Raw genomic sequence first — 13,646 nt, 5'->3', positions numbered from 1 at the left:
AAATGTAGTACTTATCGAGAGAGAGTGTCTGACGGGCTCGAGAATGCGATTCCATGGAGAATAGCGATCGAGTCCGATATCGAGTCTGCGTGTGACTGACTCGGTACACATATAATGACGCTAGTATCCATTACCGAATATGCACTCGGTGCACAATAGGTTTATACGGTAGTTCGTCGATGATGTAACTACGATGATGGAACAGACCCACGCCGACGCCGGACTCACCGAACTGCCGACCGAACTCAACTCCGCACAGGGGAAGCTCGTCTACCTCTACCTCGAGGCGACGGACGGAGCGACGGTCGACGAACTGGGCCAGGTGCTGGCCATGAAGAAGATCGACATCCTGAGCGTCTGTAACTCCCTCTCGAGTCAGCAGCTGATCGAGAAGTGCGACGGAACGTACGTGCCGATTCGCTGATTGTTCTCGCCGACCGTGCCGCGTTAGAGCGCCCGTTGACCGCTCGCCACCGAGCCGCTGGCTCGTCGACCGTCGTCCGGCCTCGAGAGTGGGCCCGCTCGCATCGGTACTCGAATGCTACCGACCCAGCCGTCGACGTACATAGCCGCGGACCCGCATCCAGCGCGCGCTTCGAAGCCTTTATCCGCACGGTAGGCCTGCGTTTTCGTAAGTAACCACAACCATGTCCGACAAACCCGCCTCAATGTACCGGGAGATCAGCAAGCCGGCCTACACGCGACGCGAATACATCACCGGCATCCCGGGCTCCAAGATTGCACAGCACAAGATGGGCGACATCAGCGCCGATCCCGAGGACTACCCCGTTCAGATCAGCCTCATCACCGAAGAAGAGGTTCAGCTTCGCCACGGGAGCCTCGAGGCCTCGCGTCTCTCGGCCAACCGTCACATGCTGAAAAACGCCGGCGAGAACAACTACAAGATGATCCTCCGGAAGTTCCCCCACCACGTCATCCGCGAGAACAAGCAGGCGACGGGTGCGGGTGCAGACCGTGTTTCCGACGGGATGCGTCAGGCCTTCGGGAAGATCGTCGGCACCGCCGCGCGTATCGACGCCGGCGAGCGCATCTTCACGATCTGGTGTGACGTCGACGACGCCGAGTTCGCCAAGGAGGCGATGCGCCGCGCCTACAACAAGATCTCGCCGCCGTGTCGCGTCGTCGTCGAGAAGGGCGAAGAACAGCTTATCGCATAACGAACTTTTCCTCTGCGGGTGCGCCTGTGGCGCACCCTCGGGAAAACTTCGATGAAAAGCACTCCTCTCTCCGCTCACTCACTCCTGAGCGACGCTTCGCGTCGCCCAGTCGTTCGTTCACATCGGTCGTCGGCCCGCTCGCTCGGCCTTCAGCCTCGCTCGCGGTCGGTGACAGGGCAACGGCCTGCCCTCCCCCGTTGAGCGGACGCGGAGCGTCCGCGATGCTCGGAAGAGCTTGCTCTTCCGTAGAGTCATGCGTCTCTCGCATCTGCTCGAGACGCACTCCCGGCCGAATCCGTGAACTCGAGTGTGGCCGGTCTCGAGCACCTTTTTACCCCTCTACTCCCGAGTGCCGACTATGATCGAGCTCGCGGTAGCGAACGCGAAACAGACGTTCCGGCGGATGCAGGAGCCGCTGTCCGAGCGGGGGATACGGGTTCATCACGTGCCCGTGCGCGAGCGCACGATCGCGCTCGGCGATCCGCCATGGGACGCGGACGACTACGACGTGGGGTTCGTCTACCCCGGCCGACTCATGGAGGGCGGCGTCGCCGACGCCTTGCTCGAGATCCCGTGGCTCAACGACCACGAGACGGTGCTAACCTCGCGTAACAAGGCCGAGGTGCTGGCGCGACTCGGGCGGGCCGACCTGCCGGTTCCGGAGTCGGTCTACGTCTCGAACGACGTCGGTGAAGCGGAGCTGACCGACGTCTTCGAGCGGTTCGAGCCGCCGGTAGTCGTCAAGCCGAACTCGACGACTCGCGGCGTCGGCGTCGCGAAGGCCCACGACCTCGATTCCTTTCTGGGAATCTGTGACTACCTCTCGCTGGTCCACGATTACAAGGCGACGGGCGACCAGTCGTTTCTCGTCCAGGAGTACCTCCCCGACGCGACCGACTACCGTGTGATGGTCCTCGAGGGCGAGTACGTCGGCGCGGTCGAGCGACGGCTGCCCGACGAGGCCGTCGCCGAGGGCCAGTGGAAACACAACGTCCACCGCGGCGCGGAGGCGACGGGCGTCGAGTTACCTGACGAGTACCGCGAGCTGGCCGAGCGGGTCGCGGCAGCGCTCGAGATCCCGTTCCTCGGCGTCGATCTGCTCGAGACCGACGACCGACTGGTGGTCAACGAGACGAACGCGCGGCCGACGATCGACGACGAAACGAAGTACGAACCGGACTTCTACGATCGACTCGCGGACGCGATTCGAACGGCTGCGGACCGGCAGTGAAAACGAGGGCGTCGACCGCGACTGACCGGGTTACTCGAGACTGATGCCCGAGGACTGCTCCGCGGGATCGAAGACGACCTCGAGGACGCCGTTGTTGTAGGTCGCCGAGGCGGTGTGCTCGTTAACGCGGGTCGGCAGGGAGACGCGTTCGTCGTACTGGCGGTGCTCGCTCTCGGCGGAGATGGTCAGGGTCTTCCCGTCGCACTCGAGTTCGATGTTGTCCTTCTCGACGCCCGGGAGATCGGCGACGACTCGGACCTCGTCGTCGGTCTCGTGAATGTCGACGTGGGTGTCCATCCCGAAGCCGTTGCCGACGTCGCTCGAGGAGGAGAAGTCGACGTTCGCGTCCGCGCCGTTCATCATTTCGTTCATCATCCGCTCGATCTCGCGAAACAGGTCGTCGAAGGGTTCGTCGCGGTCGTCTCGGCGCATGCGAACGTGTAGTAGACCGCGGGCCAAAAACTTTCTGTCGTCACTAGTTGTTCGAGACGAGCGAAACCGGCGAACCGACGTCGAAAACGCGATGCGTCGGCGTGACGACGACAGAAACTCGAGGGCTACAGCCCGATGCCCATCGTCTCGTTGGTCGTCTCGATGCTCTCCTCGGCGTCGGCTTCGCCGAGCACCGCTCGGATCGCGTCGACGTTCTCGGGGACGACGTCGCTCTCCTGGTGAATCCCCTGGAAGAGGTAGAGGTCGTCGCCGACGGTGGAGATCGACTCCTCCCAGATGCAGTTTTCCCAGACGTCGCCGCGCGGGCGGCCCGCGTCCAGCGCGTACTCCTTGAGCTTGCCGCTGCCGTCGATGTCCATCCGCTCGGGGATCAGGAAGAGCCGGGACTCCTCGGCGAACAGGTCGCGAACCTCGCTCGCGTCGACCTCCTCCTCGAGAGTGACGTTGAGACTGTGCATGTGCATCAGCGTCGCGGGGACCTTCATGCCCAGCGTGTCGATGTCCAGATCGTCGAAGATTGTCTCGACGTCGGGGCCGTGGTGGGAGGGGATCGTCACCGGGTTCGGCAGGATGTCGTTGATCGGGCCGCGGGAGGTCTGGCCGGGGTCGCCGCCCCGCCGGACGAGCGTCGCGCGGACCTTCTCGACGCCGTAGGCCTCCCGGAGGGGCGCGATCACGCGGGAGAGGCCCGTCGTGTTACAGGAGACGACGCGGACGTGGTCGGCCCCGGTCGCGTCCTCGAAGTTCGAACGGGCGTTGAAGCTGGTGTCGACGAGGTCGGCGTCCTCGCCGCCCTGATAGAGCGCGGGCGTGTCGTACGCCTCGTACATCGATTTGTTCTCGGCGCCGATGCCCGAGGGCGTTGCGTCGACGACGACGTCGGCCGCGTCGACGAGGTCTTCGACCGGACCGGCGATCTCGAGGCCGGCGTCCGCGAACTGATCGGCCCGTTCTTCGACGGCTGCGTAGAGCGGGAACCCCTTGTCGACGGCCGTCTCGGCCTCGAAGTTGGGACGCGTTTTGGCGACGCCGCGAACCTCCATATCGGGCTGCTCGCGGACGGCGTCCGCGACGCGTTTGCCGATCGTGCCGTAGCCGTTGATCGCGACCTGGATCATATACCCGGGAGTCCACTACCGAGGGGGATAACCGTTTCGAGGCTTCTCGACCGATTTTAACTCGACAGAGAGTTTTACGCGGATTTCTGTAGCAATTCCGCGAGCCGAAACGGTCGCGAGCGGCGGTCGAGGCGGCATCACGCCGGTCGCCAGCGATATGACGTCGGCGTCGAGGGGGTTCCCCACCTCTCTCGTTCGAGGTGACTACGAATCGCCGCACTGGTGATGTAATTTATACGTAATCGAGCGCGATAATAGTGGTATGGTCGAGGTGGAAGCGACGTGTGAGCGACACGAGGACGTGACGCTAGTCCAGGCGACCGTCACGAACACTCGGTCGACGCCACAGACGATTCGCCTGCGGAGTCGACTCGAGGGACCGGTCTGGCCGCCGCGGGCGGGGTCGGTCGCGGCCCCCGAATGGGACGACAGCGGGTGGACCGGGACGGTCAAACCGGGCCGGACGCGCGGCCTCGGATTCGCCAGTCCGGTGCCCCCGATCGAGTCGCCGGTCGAAATCGCCGAGGTGCGCCGAGCGGACGGCGACGAGTCGCCCTCGTCGAAGACCGTCCTCGCCGACCTCGAGGAGTGGGCGCCGACGACGGACGTCCTCTCGCGGGAGCTATGATCGTCGCGGTAACCGGCGGCAAGGGAGGAGTGGGGAAGTCGACGACGTCGCTCAACCTCGGGTACGAACTCGACGCGGTCGTCGTCGACGGCGACCTCGCGACGGCGGATCTCCCGCCCGGAACCGGCCCCGACCTCCACGACGTCCTCGCCGGCCGCGCCGACCCGGTCGCGGCCGTCGAACGGTTCGGACCGGTTCGCTACCTCTCCTGCGGACGGACCCTGGCCGGCGCCCGTGCGGCGGATCTCTCCGCGCTCGACCGCGTCGTCGAACGGCTCGAGCGGGAGTACGGCCGGGTCGTCATCGACTGTCCCGCGGGCCTCGCGAGGGACGTGGGGACGCAACTCGAGACGGCCCACCTCGCCGTCCTCGTCACGACGCCGGACGAAGCCGCGCTCGTCGACGCCGTCCGGACGCGACGCGTCGCGGCCGATCTCGAGACGCCGATCGCGTCGGTCGTCCTCAACCGGGCCGATCGCGACGAGCACGGCGATCTCGCGAGTCGCGTCGAAGAACGGTTCGGTGCGACGACCACGATCGTCGAAGACCGAGCGACGGTCGACGAGGCCCAGTCGCGGTGGCTGCCCGTCGACGACGTCGATCCGGACTGTCCGGCGGTCGGCGCGTTCGACGAGATCGCCAGGACCATCGAACGGTCCGAACAGCGGATCTCGAGCCGTATCGGCGTTCACTGATCGAACGACGGCCACGCCGACGGCGCGGCGTCGGCACTCGATTCCGACTGCTATTCGTCCGATCGACGCTCGGCGGTAACGCCGGGAGCGGAGCCGGCTCCCAGTTCCCCGTCGGCCGGCACCGTAATCGCGTTCGACGTTCCGTCGAAGCGCAGTTCGATCGTCTCGGAGAAACCGCAGTCAGCGCGATGTTTCGGGACCGAAAGATAGTGTTCGACGTCCGCACCGACACCGGACGAGACGGTCTCGAGTTCGAGCACGACGTCCGCGAAGTGGGTCGTAATCTCGCGGTTTTCCGGGACCGTTCGCGTCGGACAGTGGAGGACGGCGACGCCGTTGGTCTCGGCCATTCTGTCCTTGAGATCGTTCAGAAACGCGACGTAGGCCCTCCTGTCGCGGCGCTCGAGCGCGCTCGCGGTGTCGACGAGCAGGTTCGCGCCATCGGGAAGCTTGTCGAGGATCTCCCGGAACCGGTCGAAGGGCTCGGCGCCCTCGCCGTCGATCCGGCGAACCGTCGGGGAGCCGGTCTCGAGCGTCGACGACTCGATCGCGCGGTCGACGTTCCGTTCGGAGCGACGCGTCGTGATGTACAGCGAGCCGCGGACGGCCGTCGTCTGGTAGAGGAGCTGTTCGCTCTGACTCGCCGGATCGGCCGTCAGCGCGACGACGGTGCCGGGCGGGAAGCCGCCGCCGAGTCGGCGGTCGAGGGTGTCGATACCGGTCCCCAGCAGTTCGTCGGCGTACGCCGGCGGCGTCCGGACCGTCGCGTTCTTCGTCTGGAGCGTCCGCACGATTTCGTCGTAGACGGCCCGGGAGTCGTCGCTCGACAGCGGGTCGTCGACCTCGGGAACGACGCCCAGTACCGGCACATCGACCCACGACCGGACCGTCTCGGGGATGTCGGTCGACTGGTTGATGATCGCGCCGAGCACCGGGACGCCGAGCCGGTTCGCCATCTCCACGGTCGTCTCGGCGGCGTCCAGACTCCGGTCGTCCGCGGTCGTGACGACGACCACCGCGTCGGCGACCGAGAGCGGATCGACGACGTCGGGGCCCGCGCCCGACGGGCAGTCGATCAGCGACTGCACCGAGTCGGGCGACAGTCGCTCTATGGCCGTCTCCATATCGAGTTGCTCGGAGGACTTCGGCGCCGGGAGCAACGCGACGTTCGACGACCGCGGGTCCGTCTGGGCGGCCTGCAGTACGTCGTCTTCACCCCGTGCCGCCACGAGCGTCGGTTCGCGATCGATACCGCCCCTGACGTGGAGGTTCGGAAGCTGTCGGTCGGCGTCGACCGCGAGCGCGGGCGTTCCGGCACGACCGAACGCCTCGGCGAGACCCAGCGTCGTCGTCGTCTTGCCACAGCCACCTTTCGCACCGGCGATTGCGATCATGCCTCGATTAGGCTTCCTCTTCCCATTTGAACGTGTACACGAAGCCGCTGAATTACTACTCCCACTGATTGAGCTCCGTCGCGGTCGAGCGGACGGTCATCCGCGAGACGCCGGCGAGCTCCGCGACCGCCGTCTGCGTGACGTCGACGATCTCGTCGATCGTGCGCGAGATCGACTGAATCCGACAGGTCGCGTAGACGCAGGCGGCCGCGAACCCCTCGAGCGAGCGGCCGTACAGCAGTTCCGCCGACTCTATTGCTGTCGAGCGTCGCGAACCGACGATCGGACGCTACCGAACGGTGTAGAAGGCGAAACTGATCGGCGGAACAAGGCGCGGGGACTCATCGCGCCAGCGGGACCGTCGCGTTCCGGCAACCTATCGGAAACGCGATCAGAGCGGGAGTTCGGCATCGACGGCCGGCCGTCGATCGCCCGCGTCGGATCGAAGCGGTCGGGTTGGGAGGGTGATAGCGGAGTCGCGGGCGACCCGTCTCGATCGTTTCCTCGCGGACGACGACCGAGACGCACGCTCGACTACGTTCCGTCGTAGAATATAGTCAGCGCAAGCTGAAACATCTGTTTGAGTTAGTTTCGGTCGCCGAAGCGATCGCGACCGTATCGAGTCGCGTCGCCAACACGTGACCGAGGTCGAAACGATTTTGCGCGCTGACACGGTACCCCCGGTATGTTCGACCTCATCCCCGACGACCCCGTCATCATCGCCATCGTGGTGATCCTCCTCACGTTGATCTTCTTCTCGTATCTGCTCATTCGACGGACCATCCTCGAGTTCCGGGACGGAATGCGATAATCGACCGAGTGTCTGAGACCGTGAGCGAGACCGACTCCGCTCGACCCCGGCGCTCGCTGGCCCGCGGGGCCGTCCTCGCGTTGCGCACCGCGGCGTTCTGGCTGCTTCTGCTGGGTTTCGGCGGCTGGGTGATCGACGAGGGCGGCGAAGTCACCCTCGAGTCGCCGTTCACGCTGGCGTTCGGTGCGGGCGTCGGGTGCGCGCTGGCGTCGATCTATCTCGGGATTTTCCTGGCGAACCGAGACTAGACTGGCCGGACCGCGACGCCCCGCTTACCTCGAGTGTCGATGCGAAAACGGTATCCCGGCGGTCGCAGACGTCTGTCACATGGACCCACGTATCCGCGAGCACGCCGAGGTCATCGCGAACCACTCGGTCGATCTGCAGGAAGGCGACAACGTCGTCGTCGACGCCCACCCCGTCGCCGAGGACTTGGTCGTCGCCCTTCACGAGGTCATCGGCGATCAGGGTGCGAATCCGGTGACGGTCAGCCAGCGCACGGGCGAGCGCCAGCGGCGGGCCTTCCTTCGGGCGGGTGATGATGAGTACGAAACGCCTGAGCACGAACTCGCGCTCATCCAGAACACGGACGTCTACATCGCCATCCGCGCCAGCGACAACGTCACGCAGACCAGCGACGTCGATCCCGAGACGCAGGCGGCCTACCAGCAGGCCCACCGGCCGATCTTAGAGGAACGGCTCTCGAAGCGCTGGTGTCTCACCCAGTATCCCGCGCCGGCCAACGCCCAACTGGCCGAGATGAGCACTGAGGGCTACGAGAACTTCGTCTGGGACGCCGTCAACAAGGACTGGGAGGAACAGCGCGAACACCAGGAGCACATGGTCGAGATCATGGATCCCGCCGATGAGATCCGGATCAAGAGCGGCGATACGACCGACGTCACGATGTCGATCGCCGGCAACCCGACGCTCAACGACCACGGCGAGCACAACCTGCCCGGTGGCGAGGTCTTCACCGCGCCACAGCCCGACAGCGTCGAGGGTGAGGTGCTGTTCGACATGCCGCTGTACCACCAGGGTCGGGAGATCACGGACGTCTACCTCGAGTTCGAGGGCGGCGAGGTCGTCGACCACTCGGCGGCGAAGAACGAGGACGTCCTCACCGAAGTCCTCAACACGGACGACGGCGCGCGGCGCCTGGGTGAACTCGGTATCGGGATGAACCGCGACATCGATCAGTTCACCTACAACATGCTGTTCGACGAGAAGATGGGCGATACGGTCCACATGGCCGTTGGCCGGGCCTACGACGACACCGTCGGCGAGGGCAACGAGGCCAACGATTCGGCGGTCCACGTCGACATGATCGTCGACATGAGCGAAGATTCGGTCATCGAAGTGGATGGCGAAGTGGTGCAGCGGGACGGGACGTTCCGGTTCGAGGACGGATTCGAAGAGAGCGGCATTTGAGCGGAGCGAAAACGCCGAGATTCCGATCGGTGAGCGGAGCGAACCGCGAGTCGCGGCTTCCTCGCGAACGACGTGAGCGCGGGTTCGGAAGCGTCGTGCGCTTCCGGTATTTTCATCGAAGTTTTTGCGTGAGTACTCGCCGAATCGAACTCGAAATGGATACCGATCATCGCCGAGAGCGACGGCGGGGCCTCGAGTATGTCAGTTCCATAATCCACAAATATTTCACATAACGTATTGACGTACCGAACGTCTATGTCCGCGCTGTTGCTCGCCGTCGGGCTGCTCGTCGCGGCCTTCGTCGGGTACAACATCGGTGGGTCGACGACTGGACCGGCGTTCGGCCCCGCCGTTGGGGCCGGCGTAATTGGCAAGGTCGTCGCGGCGGCGCTCATGTCCGTCTGTTTCTTCGCTGGCGCCCTGACCGTCGGTCCGGAAGTCGTCGACACGCTCGCGGGCGATCTCCTTCGGGATCAGTCGGTCTTCACGCTTCGCTCGAGCGCCGCCGTCCTGCTGGTGATCGGCGGGGCGTTGTTCCTGGGCAACTACGCGGGCGTCCCCACCTCGACGTCGATGACCGCCGTCGGCGCGGTCGCCGCGCTGGGCTTTGCGGCCGGCGAACTCAACCGCGCCGTGCTCGGCGAGATCGTCACGTGGTGGCTCCTCGCACCGGTCGTCGGTTTCTGGGTCGCCGGCGTCGTCGGTCGGTACTGGTATCCGCGGCTGCACGCGTGGCTCGCGCTCGAGGAAGGTCGGCGAGAGCGACCGCTCGTACGGGTGGTTTCGTCGGGAATTACGCCGCGGCCCGACGTCGAATCGACCGACGGGCGACGCGAGCTATCGGGGGCGGTTACCGTCGTCGCCGTCGGTTGTCTGATGGCCTACGCCTCGGGGACGAGCAACATCGCAAACGCCGTCGCGCCGTTGTACGCGACCGGCGAACTGGAACTCGACCCGCTGCTCCTGCTCGGCTCGGCCGCCGTCGCCGTCGGCGCATTCACGATCGCCCGGCGGACCCTCGAGACGCTAGGCAACGACATCACGGCGCTGCCGCTGCCGGCGGCGATCGTCGTCGCCGTCATCAGTTCGGCGATCGTTGTGAGCCTCTCGGCGGTCGGCATCCCCGCGAGCTTCGTCATCGTGGCGACGATGAGCATCGTCGGACTGGGTTGGGGACGGGCGTCCCGGACGCCGACGCTCTCCGACGTCGCCCGCCGCGAGGACGCGCCGACCGCCGTCGGCGCGCTGGCCGCCGACGGGGAGCACGGTTCGCCGGCGTCCAGCGCGCAGGAGACCGCCGACGCGCCGAAGGCGGCGTCGCTGTTCGATCCCTCGACGACGGCCCGGGTCGTCGTGATGCAGAACGTCGTCCCGATCGTCGCGACGGTCGGGGCGTTCGTGCTGTTCGAGTTCGTTCCGCTCTTCGGGCACTGAGCGCTCCCTTCGATCGATCGGCCCGTTCGGCGGCGACGGCTGACGGTCGCTCGAGCGGACGCCGAGACGCCGTCCCGACCCCGGTTCCCAGCGGCCGGCTTTATGTCAATCGCGGCAGTATCCGGAACCATGAAAGTCCTCGTCGCATACGACGGCTCCGCGCCCGCACAGAAGGCAGTAGAATACGCGTTCGACGAATACGCCGACGAGGAGATCACCCTCCTGCGCGTCGTCGAGTTCGCCGACGGCTACACGGAAGCGAGCATCAGGGCCATTCAGGACTTACTCGACGACCGCGAGGAGGAGGCCGCCGCGAAACTGCGCGAGGACCTGATGGACCTCGTCGATACGAGCGGCGTCGACTTCCGAATGGAGGTCGCCTCCGGCGATCCCGCTCGAGAGGTCGTCAAGTACGCGGAGGAGAACGACGTCGACCACATCCTCGTCGGTAGCCACGGTCGGAAGGGCGTCTCGCGGATCCTGCTGGGCAGCGTCGCCGAACGGATCGTTCGGCGCGCCCCCGTCTCGGTGACCCTCGTTCGGTGAGCCTCGCTATATCAGTTCGACGGGGCCCTTCTGTCCCGCCGGCTGGTACTCACAGCGGTAGGTGTCCATCTCTGGGGTCGCCTCGAAGACGAGCGTCTCGCGCTCTCCCTCGACGTCGGTGCCGTCGGTCGAGTAGTCCTCGACGACCTCGCGGTCTTCGTCCCAGAACGCGAAGTTGTGGTGAATGCCGTCCTTGTTCTCCCAGGTGACCTCGTACTCGCGACCCTCGACGAGGACGAGCGTCGGGTTCTCGACGCCCTCGATCGCGCTCGGCTCGAGGCCGAGCCAGCCGCCGACGTAGCCGTCGAACCGGAGCGACTCGACGTCGCGCCACGCCTCGGGGTCGGTGTCGCCCTCGACCGCCGTCGCCTGATCGAGCCCGGGTTCGGGTTCGTCGTCCTCCGAGTCCGCGCCGCCCAGACAGCCGGCGACGGAGACGGCCGCGACCGCGCCGGCTACCGTCGACAGGACCGCTCGCCTGTCCGTGCCGCGCCGGTCCGTGCCGTTCGGTTCCATACGCGGACCTACGCCGTTGAGGTGGATAAGCGCCAGTCACGGCGGCAGTGAGTGTCACTCGCGGCGGAACGTCGGAAGAACGGTTCGGCGAACGGGGGATCGAGGGTCAGTCGTCGACGAGGTCCGCAACCATTCCGGAGACGAACTCGAGTTCGTCCTCGTTGACGCCGTGTCCCATGCCCTCGTAGAGCCGTTTGGTGACGTCGGCGTTCATGGACTCGAGGACGTCGGCCGTCTCGTGGACACGCTCCTCGGGGATGTGGGGGTCGACGTCGCTGCAGCCGAGGAAGACGGGTGTCTCCTCGAGGTCCGGATCGTCGGCGAGGTAGTCGTCGGGATCGACGTCCTCGCCGATGAGGCCGCCGCTCAGGGCGGCGAGGCCGCCGTACCGTCGCGGGTCGCGCGCGACGAACTCGCTGGCGAGGCAGGCCCCCTGCGAGAACCCCATCAGCATGACGCGCTCGGTCGGGATGCCGGCGTCGTTCGCTTCCGAAATCGCGTCGCCGATCGCCCGCAGGCCCGACGTTCGGCCGGGCTCGTTGCGCTCGACGGGTTCGAGGAAGGAGTTCGGGTACCACGTCTTCCGGGCCGCCTGCGGCGCGAGGAAGGCGACGCCCTCCCGACCCACTTCGTTCGCTATCTGGATCATCCCCTGGGCGGTCGCGCCGCGGCCGTGGGTGAGGACGATCGCGGCCTCGGCGTCCTCGAGGGCAGTGCCGCCCGTCACGAGCGGCTGGCCCTGGTGGGGGCCGTCGGCGCCGTCACCGACGCTCATTCGACACCACCGACGCCGGCGTCGGCGTCGGGCAGGTCGTGTTCGACGACCTCGAGGCCGAGCGCCTCGATCGCCCCGCGGAGGTGTTCGTCCTTGGCGTAGTCGGCGCCGTCCTCCTCGCGGAGCTCCTGGGCCTTCGCTAAGACCTCGCCGCGGCGGTCGTCGGGGATCTCGTACTTGTCCGTCGAGAGCTCGATCACGAGGCCGTTGTTGTCGCGGGTGTAGATCGAGTGGAAGATGCCCCGGTCGAAGACGTTGTAGCCGTGGCCTGCGTCTTCTAAGGCCTGCATCGTCTCCTCGTACTCGTCGGGGTCGACGCTGAAACAGAGGTGGTGGACGGCGCCGACGCCGGCCCGCTGGCCGCGGGCGGAGGGGCGGTCGTCGCTGACGAAGAACGTCAGGATCCGGCCGTCACCCGTGTCGAAGAACAGGTGGGTCTGAGAGGGGTCGTCGAGGTTCGGCTGGCGGAGCACGAGGGGCATGCCGAGCAGGTCGCGGTAGAACTCGATCGTGTCGGCCTCGTTGCTACCCCAGATGGTGATGTGGTCGGTTCCGGTCGTGTGGACGGGGCTGTCGGGCAGTTCGGGCGTGACTGGGTTCGGGTGATCCTGTGACATGGGTGTTACTCCGCGACCAGTTCACCGAAGACGCGCTCGGCGTCCGCGGGAACGTCGAAGTCGTGGTAGTGTTCTCCCCGTTCGCTCGAGAGGATGTTGAGTGCTGCGGCGGCACCGTCGCCGACGGCGATGGCGGCCTGCCACTCCTCGGGGCGGACCATCGCGCCCGTCGCGTAGGCGCCCTCGACGCTGGTCTCCATCTCGACGCCGACATCGACGGTGCCGTTCTCGGCGAAGTCGACGCCCAGTTCTTCCGCGAGGTCGCGGTTCGCGCCCGTCGCGAGGACCACGTAGTCGGCCTCGTACTCGCCGTCGTCGTCGGCGGCTTCTTCTCGCGAGCGTCGCCCGCTCGAACGGTCCGCGGAGTCTCGGGAGACGTCGTCTCCCGAAGGTCGGGAACTCTCCGATTTCCCTCGACTTTGCTCCGCGCTATCGCCGTCTGCTCGTTGCGTCTCCGACGCAACGCTGGTCTCGACGACGAAGCCCTCGCCGGAGTCGCCGACCGCGGTCACTTCCTCGCCCTGTCGCCGGTCCGCGCCGAAGTCGTCGACCTGCTGGCGCGCGGTGGCCATGAACTCGCTGCCGCCGACCGAGCCGATTCCCAGGTAGTTGAACAGGTGTGCCTTGTGCATCCAGGTCTCGTCGGCGTCGAACACCGTCGTCTCGAGGCCGTTCTTCGCGGTGAAGAGCGCGGCGCTGAGGCCGGCGGGGCCGCCGCCGATGACGATCACAGATGCGTTCCGTTCGGATTCGTCCGCAGACGTCTCGTCGCTCATGTAGTTACAGAATGTTACCGCAGCCGTATGAACCCCGCAGAGA

At 66.2% G+C, this 13,646-nt stretch carries 17 protein-coding genes and 1 pseudogene; 10 read left to right on the top strand and 8 right to left on the bottom strand.

Features of this window, described 5'->3' with window-relative positions:
• Nucleotides 1-193 precede the first annotated feature (193 nt).
• The 3 genes from HTUR_RS01410 to HTUR_RS01400 all read left to right on the top strand — a co-directional run bounded on the left by HTUR_RS01410 (nucleotide 194) and on the right by HTUR_RS01400 (nucleotide 2,409).
• On the top strand, nucleotides 194-424 hold the full coding sequence (locus tag HTUR_RS01410) for a hypothetical protein (protein ID WP_012941515.1): 231 nt from the start codon (nucleotides 194-196) through the stop codon (nucleotides 422-424).
• Between the two features lie 223 nt (nucleotides 425-647).
• Nucleotides 648-1,178: a 50S ribosomal protein L16 gene (locus tag HTUR_RS01405; protein WP_012941514.1), complete on the top strand. Its 531-nt coding sequence runs from the start codon at nucleotides 648-650 to the stop codon at nucleotides 1,176-1,178.
• A gap of 358 nt (nucleotides 1,179-1,536) precedes the next feature.
• Nucleotides 1,537-2,409: an ATP-grasp domain-containing protein gene (locus HTUR_RS01400; protein WP_012941513.1), complete on the top strand. Its 873-nt coding sequence runs from the start codon at nucleotides 1,537-1,539 to the stop codon at nucleotides 2,407-2,409.
• A 30-nt stretch (nucleotides 2,410-2,439) separates the two neighbouring features.
• Here the strand turns inward: HTUR_RS01400 and HTUR_RS01395 are convergent, their stop codons facing one another.
• Together HTUR_RS01395 and HTUR_RS01390 are read right to left on the bottom strand one after the other, a co-directional pair.
• Complete coding sequence (locus HTUR_RS01395) at nucleotides 2,440-2,841, bottom strand: Hsp20/alpha crystallin family protein (RefSeq protein WP_012941512.1); 402 nt, start codon at nucleotides 2,839-2,841, stop codon at nucleotides 2,440-2,442.
• 125 nt (nucleotides 2,842-2,966) lie between these two features.
• The gene (locus tag HTUR_RS01390; RefSeq protein ID WP_012941511.1) at nucleotides 2,967-3,980 is read right to left on the bottom strand and encodes a type II glyceraldehyde-3-phosphate dehydrogenase; all 1,014 of its coding nucleotides are present in this window, start codon (nucleotides 3,978-3,980) and stop codon (nucleotides 2,967-2,969) included.
• Nucleotides 3,981-4,242: 262 nt separating this feature from the next.
• Between HTUR_RS01390 and HTUR_RS01385 the strand changes: the two genes are divergently transcribed.
• Both HTUR_RS01385 and HTUR_RS01380 read left to right on the top strand, forming a co-directional pair.
• Nucleotides 4,243-4,608 carry a DUF7857 domain-containing protein gene (locus HTUR_RS01385; protein ID WP_012941510.1) on the top strand — a complete coding sequence of 122 codons (366 nt, stop codon included), beginning with the start codon at nucleotides 4,243-4,245 and terminating at the stop codon, nucleotides 4,606-4,608.
• Nucleotides 4,605-5,303, top strand: coding sequence for a MinD/ParA family ATP-binding protein (locus HTUR_RS01380; RefSeq protein WP_012941509.1), 699 nt, complete (start codon nucleotides 4,605-4,607; stop codon nucleotides 5,301-5,303). The genes HTUR_RS01385 and HTUR_RS01380 overlap by 4 nt, the downstream gene beginning before the upstream one ends.
• 50 nt (nucleotides 5,304-5,353) lie before the next feature.
• Here the strand turns inward: HTUR_RS01380 and HTUR_RS01375 are convergent, their stop codons facing one another.
• Both HTUR_RS01375 and HTUR_RS27825 read right to left on the bottom strand, forming a co-directional pair.
• A complete protein-coding gene (locus HTUR_RS01375; RefSeq protein ID WP_012941508.1) occupies nucleotides 5,354-6,697 on the bottom strand; it encodes a DUF7125 family protein in 1,344 nt (447 codons plus the stop codon).
• A gap of 115 nt (nucleotides 6,698-6,812) precedes the next feature.
• Nucleotides 6,813-6,950, bottom strand: a pseudogene (locus HTUR_RS27825) (transcription initiation factor IIB family protein); the annotation flags it as partial.
• A 432-nt stretch (nucleotides 6,951-7,382) separates the two neighbouring features.
• Between HTUR_RS27825 and HTUR_RS28390 the strand changes: the two are divergent.
• The 5 genes from HTUR_RS28390 (at nucleotide 7,383) to HTUR_RS01355 (ending at nucleotide 10,919) form a co-directional block, all read left to right on the top strand.
• A complete protein-coding gene (locus HTUR_RS28390; RefSeq protein WP_012941507.1) occupies nucleotides 7,383-7,508 on the top strand; it encodes a DUF7859 family protein in 126 nt (41 codons plus the stop codon).
• 20 nt (nucleotides 7,509-7,528) lie between these two features.
• Nucleotides 7,529-7,756 (top strand): hypothetical protein, encoded by a 228-nt coding sequence (locus HTUR_RS01370; RefSeq protein WP_226377465.1) that lies wholly within the window; start codon nucleotides 7,529-7,531, stop codon nucleotides 7,754-7,756.
• Nucleotides 7,757-7,835: 79 nt separating this feature from the next.
• Entirely contained in the window at nucleotides 7,836-8,939 is a 1,104-nt protein-coding gene (locus HTUR_RS01365; protein ID WP_012941505.1) for an aminopeptidase, read from the top strand.
• A gap of 255 nt (nucleotides 8,940-9,194) precedes the next feature.
• Entirely contained in the window at nucleotides 9,195-10,373 is a 1,179-nt protein-coding gene (locus HTUR_RS01360; RefSeq protein WP_012941504.1) for an inorganic phosphate transporter, read from the top strand.
• Between the two features lie 129 nt (nucleotides 10,374-10,502).
• Nucleotides 10,503-10,919 (top strand): universal stress protein, encoded by a 417-nt coding sequence (locus HTUR_RS01355; protein ID WP_012941503.1) that lies wholly within the window; start codon nucleotides 10,503-10,505, stop codon nucleotides 10,917-10,919.
• A 6-nt stretch (nucleotides 10,920-10,925) separates the two neighbouring features.
• Here the strand turns inward: HTUR_RS01355 and HTUR_RS01350 are convergent, their stop codons facing one another.
• The 4 genes from HTUR_RS01350 to HTUR_RS01335 form a co-directional block, all read right to left on the bottom strand.
• Nucleotides 10,926-11,435, bottom strand: a complete 510-nt coding sequence (locus HTUR_RS01350) for a hypothetical protein (protein WP_012941502.1) — start codon at nucleotides 11,433-11,435, stop codon at nucleotides 10,926-10,928.
• A 106-nt stretch (nucleotides 11,436-11,541) separates the two neighbouring features.
• Nucleotides 11,542-12,210, bottom strand: a complete 669-nt coding sequence (locus HTUR_RS01345) for an alpha/beta hydrolase (protein ID WP_012941501.1) — start codon at nucleotides 12,208-12,210, stop codon at nucleotides 11,542-11,544.
• The gene (locus HTUR_RS01340; protein ID WP_012941500.1) at nucleotides 12,207-12,827 is read right to left on the bottom strand and encodes a VOC family protein; all 621 of its coding nucleotides are present in this window, start codon (nucleotides 12,825-12,827) and stop codon (nucleotides 12,207-12,209) included. Before HTUR_RS01340 ends, HTUR_RS01345 begins: the two co-directional genes overlap by 4 nt.
• A gap of 5 nt (nucleotides 12,828-12,832) precedes the next feature.
• Nucleotides 12,833-13,603, bottom strand: a complete 771-nt coding sequence (locus tag HTUR_RS01335) for an NAD(P)/FAD-dependent oxidoreductase (protein WP_012941499.1) — start codon at nucleotides 13,601-13,603, stop codon at nucleotides 12,833-12,835.
• Between the last annotated feature and the right edge of the window lie 43 nt (nucleotides 13,604-13,646).

Source organism: Haloterrigena turkmenica DSM 5511 (genome assembly GCF_000025325.1).
Taxonomy (GTDB): Archaea; Halobacteriota; Halobacteria; order Halobacteriales; family Natrialbaceae; genus Haloterrigena; species Haloterrigena turkmenica.
The sequence above is the reverse complement of the archived record's forward strand: the minus strand, read 5'-3'. Positions and strand labels throughout refer to the sequence as shown.

What these genes read in the sequence shown, in the direction of transcription:
- HTUR_RS01360 (WP_012941504.1), top strand. Translation starts at nt 9,195, where the DNA reads ATGTCCGCGCTGTTGCTCGCCGTCGGGCTGCTCGTCGCGGCCTTCGTC.
- HTUR_RS01390 (WP_012941511.1), bottom strand. Translation starts at nt 3,980, where the DNA reads ATGATCCAGGTCGCGATCAACGGCTACGGCACGATCGGCAAACGCGTC.
- HTUR_RS01380 (WP_012941509.1), top strand. Translation starts at nt 4,605, where the DNA reads ATGATCGTCGCGGTAACCGGCGGCAAGGGAGGAGTGGGGAAGTCGACG.
- HTUR_RS28390 (WP_012941507.1), top strand. Translation starts at nt 7,383, where the DNA reads ATGTTCGACCTCATCCCCGACGACCCCGTCATCATCGCCATCGTGGTG.
- HTUR_RS01355 (WP_012941503.1), top strand. Translation starts at nt 10,503, where the DNA reads ATGAAAGTCCTCGTCGCATACGACGGCTCCGCGCCCGCACAGAAGGCA.
- HTUR_RS01400 (WP_012941513.1), top strand. Translation starts at nt 1,537, where the DNA reads ATGATCGAGCTCGCGGTAGCGAACGCGAAACAGACGTTCCGGCGGATG.
- HTUR_RS01395 (WP_012941512.1), bottom strand. Translation starts at nt 2,841, where the DNA reads ATGCGCCGAGACGACCGCGACGAACCCTTCGACGACCTGTTTCGCGAG.
- HTUR_RS01335 (WP_012941499.1), bottom strand. Translation starts at nt 13,603, where the DNA reads ATGAGCGACGAGACGTCTGCGGACGAATCCGAACGGAACGCATCTGTG.
- HTUR_RS01405 (WP_012941514.1), top strand. Translation starts at nt 648, where the DNA reads ATGTCCGACAAACCCGCCTCAATGTACCGGGAGATCAGCAAGCCGGCC.
- HTUR_RS01345 (WP_012941501.1), bottom strand. Translation starts at nt 12,210, where the DNA reads ATGAGCGTCGGTGACGGCGCCGACGGCCCCCACCAGGGCCAGCCGCTC.
- HTUR_RS01350 (WP_012941502.1), bottom strand. Translation starts at nt 11,435, where the DNA reads ATGGAACCGAACGGCACGGACCGGCGCGGCACGGACAGGCGAGCGGTC.
- HTUR_RS01385 (WP_012941510.1), top strand. Translation starts at nt 4,243, where the DNA reads ATGGTCGAGGTGGAAGCGACGTGTGAGCGACACGAGGACGTGACGCTA.
- HTUR_RS01365 (WP_012941505.1), top strand. Translation starts at nt 7,836, where the DNA reads ATGGACCCACGTATCCGCGAGCACGCCGAGGTCATCGCGAACCACTCG.
- HTUR_RS01375 (WP_012941508.1), bottom strand. Translation starts at nt 6,697, where the DNA reads ATGATCGCAATCGCCGGTGCGAAAGGTGGCTGTGGCAAGACGACGACG.
- HTUR_RS01340 (WP_012941500.1), bottom strand. Translation starts at nt 12,827, where the DNA reads ATGTCACAGGATCACCCGAACCCAGTCACGCCCGAACTGCCCGACAGC.
- HTUR_RS01410 (WP_012941515.1), top strand. Translation starts at nt 194, where the DNA reads ATGATGGAACAGACCCACGCCGACGCCGGACTCACCGAACTGCCGACC.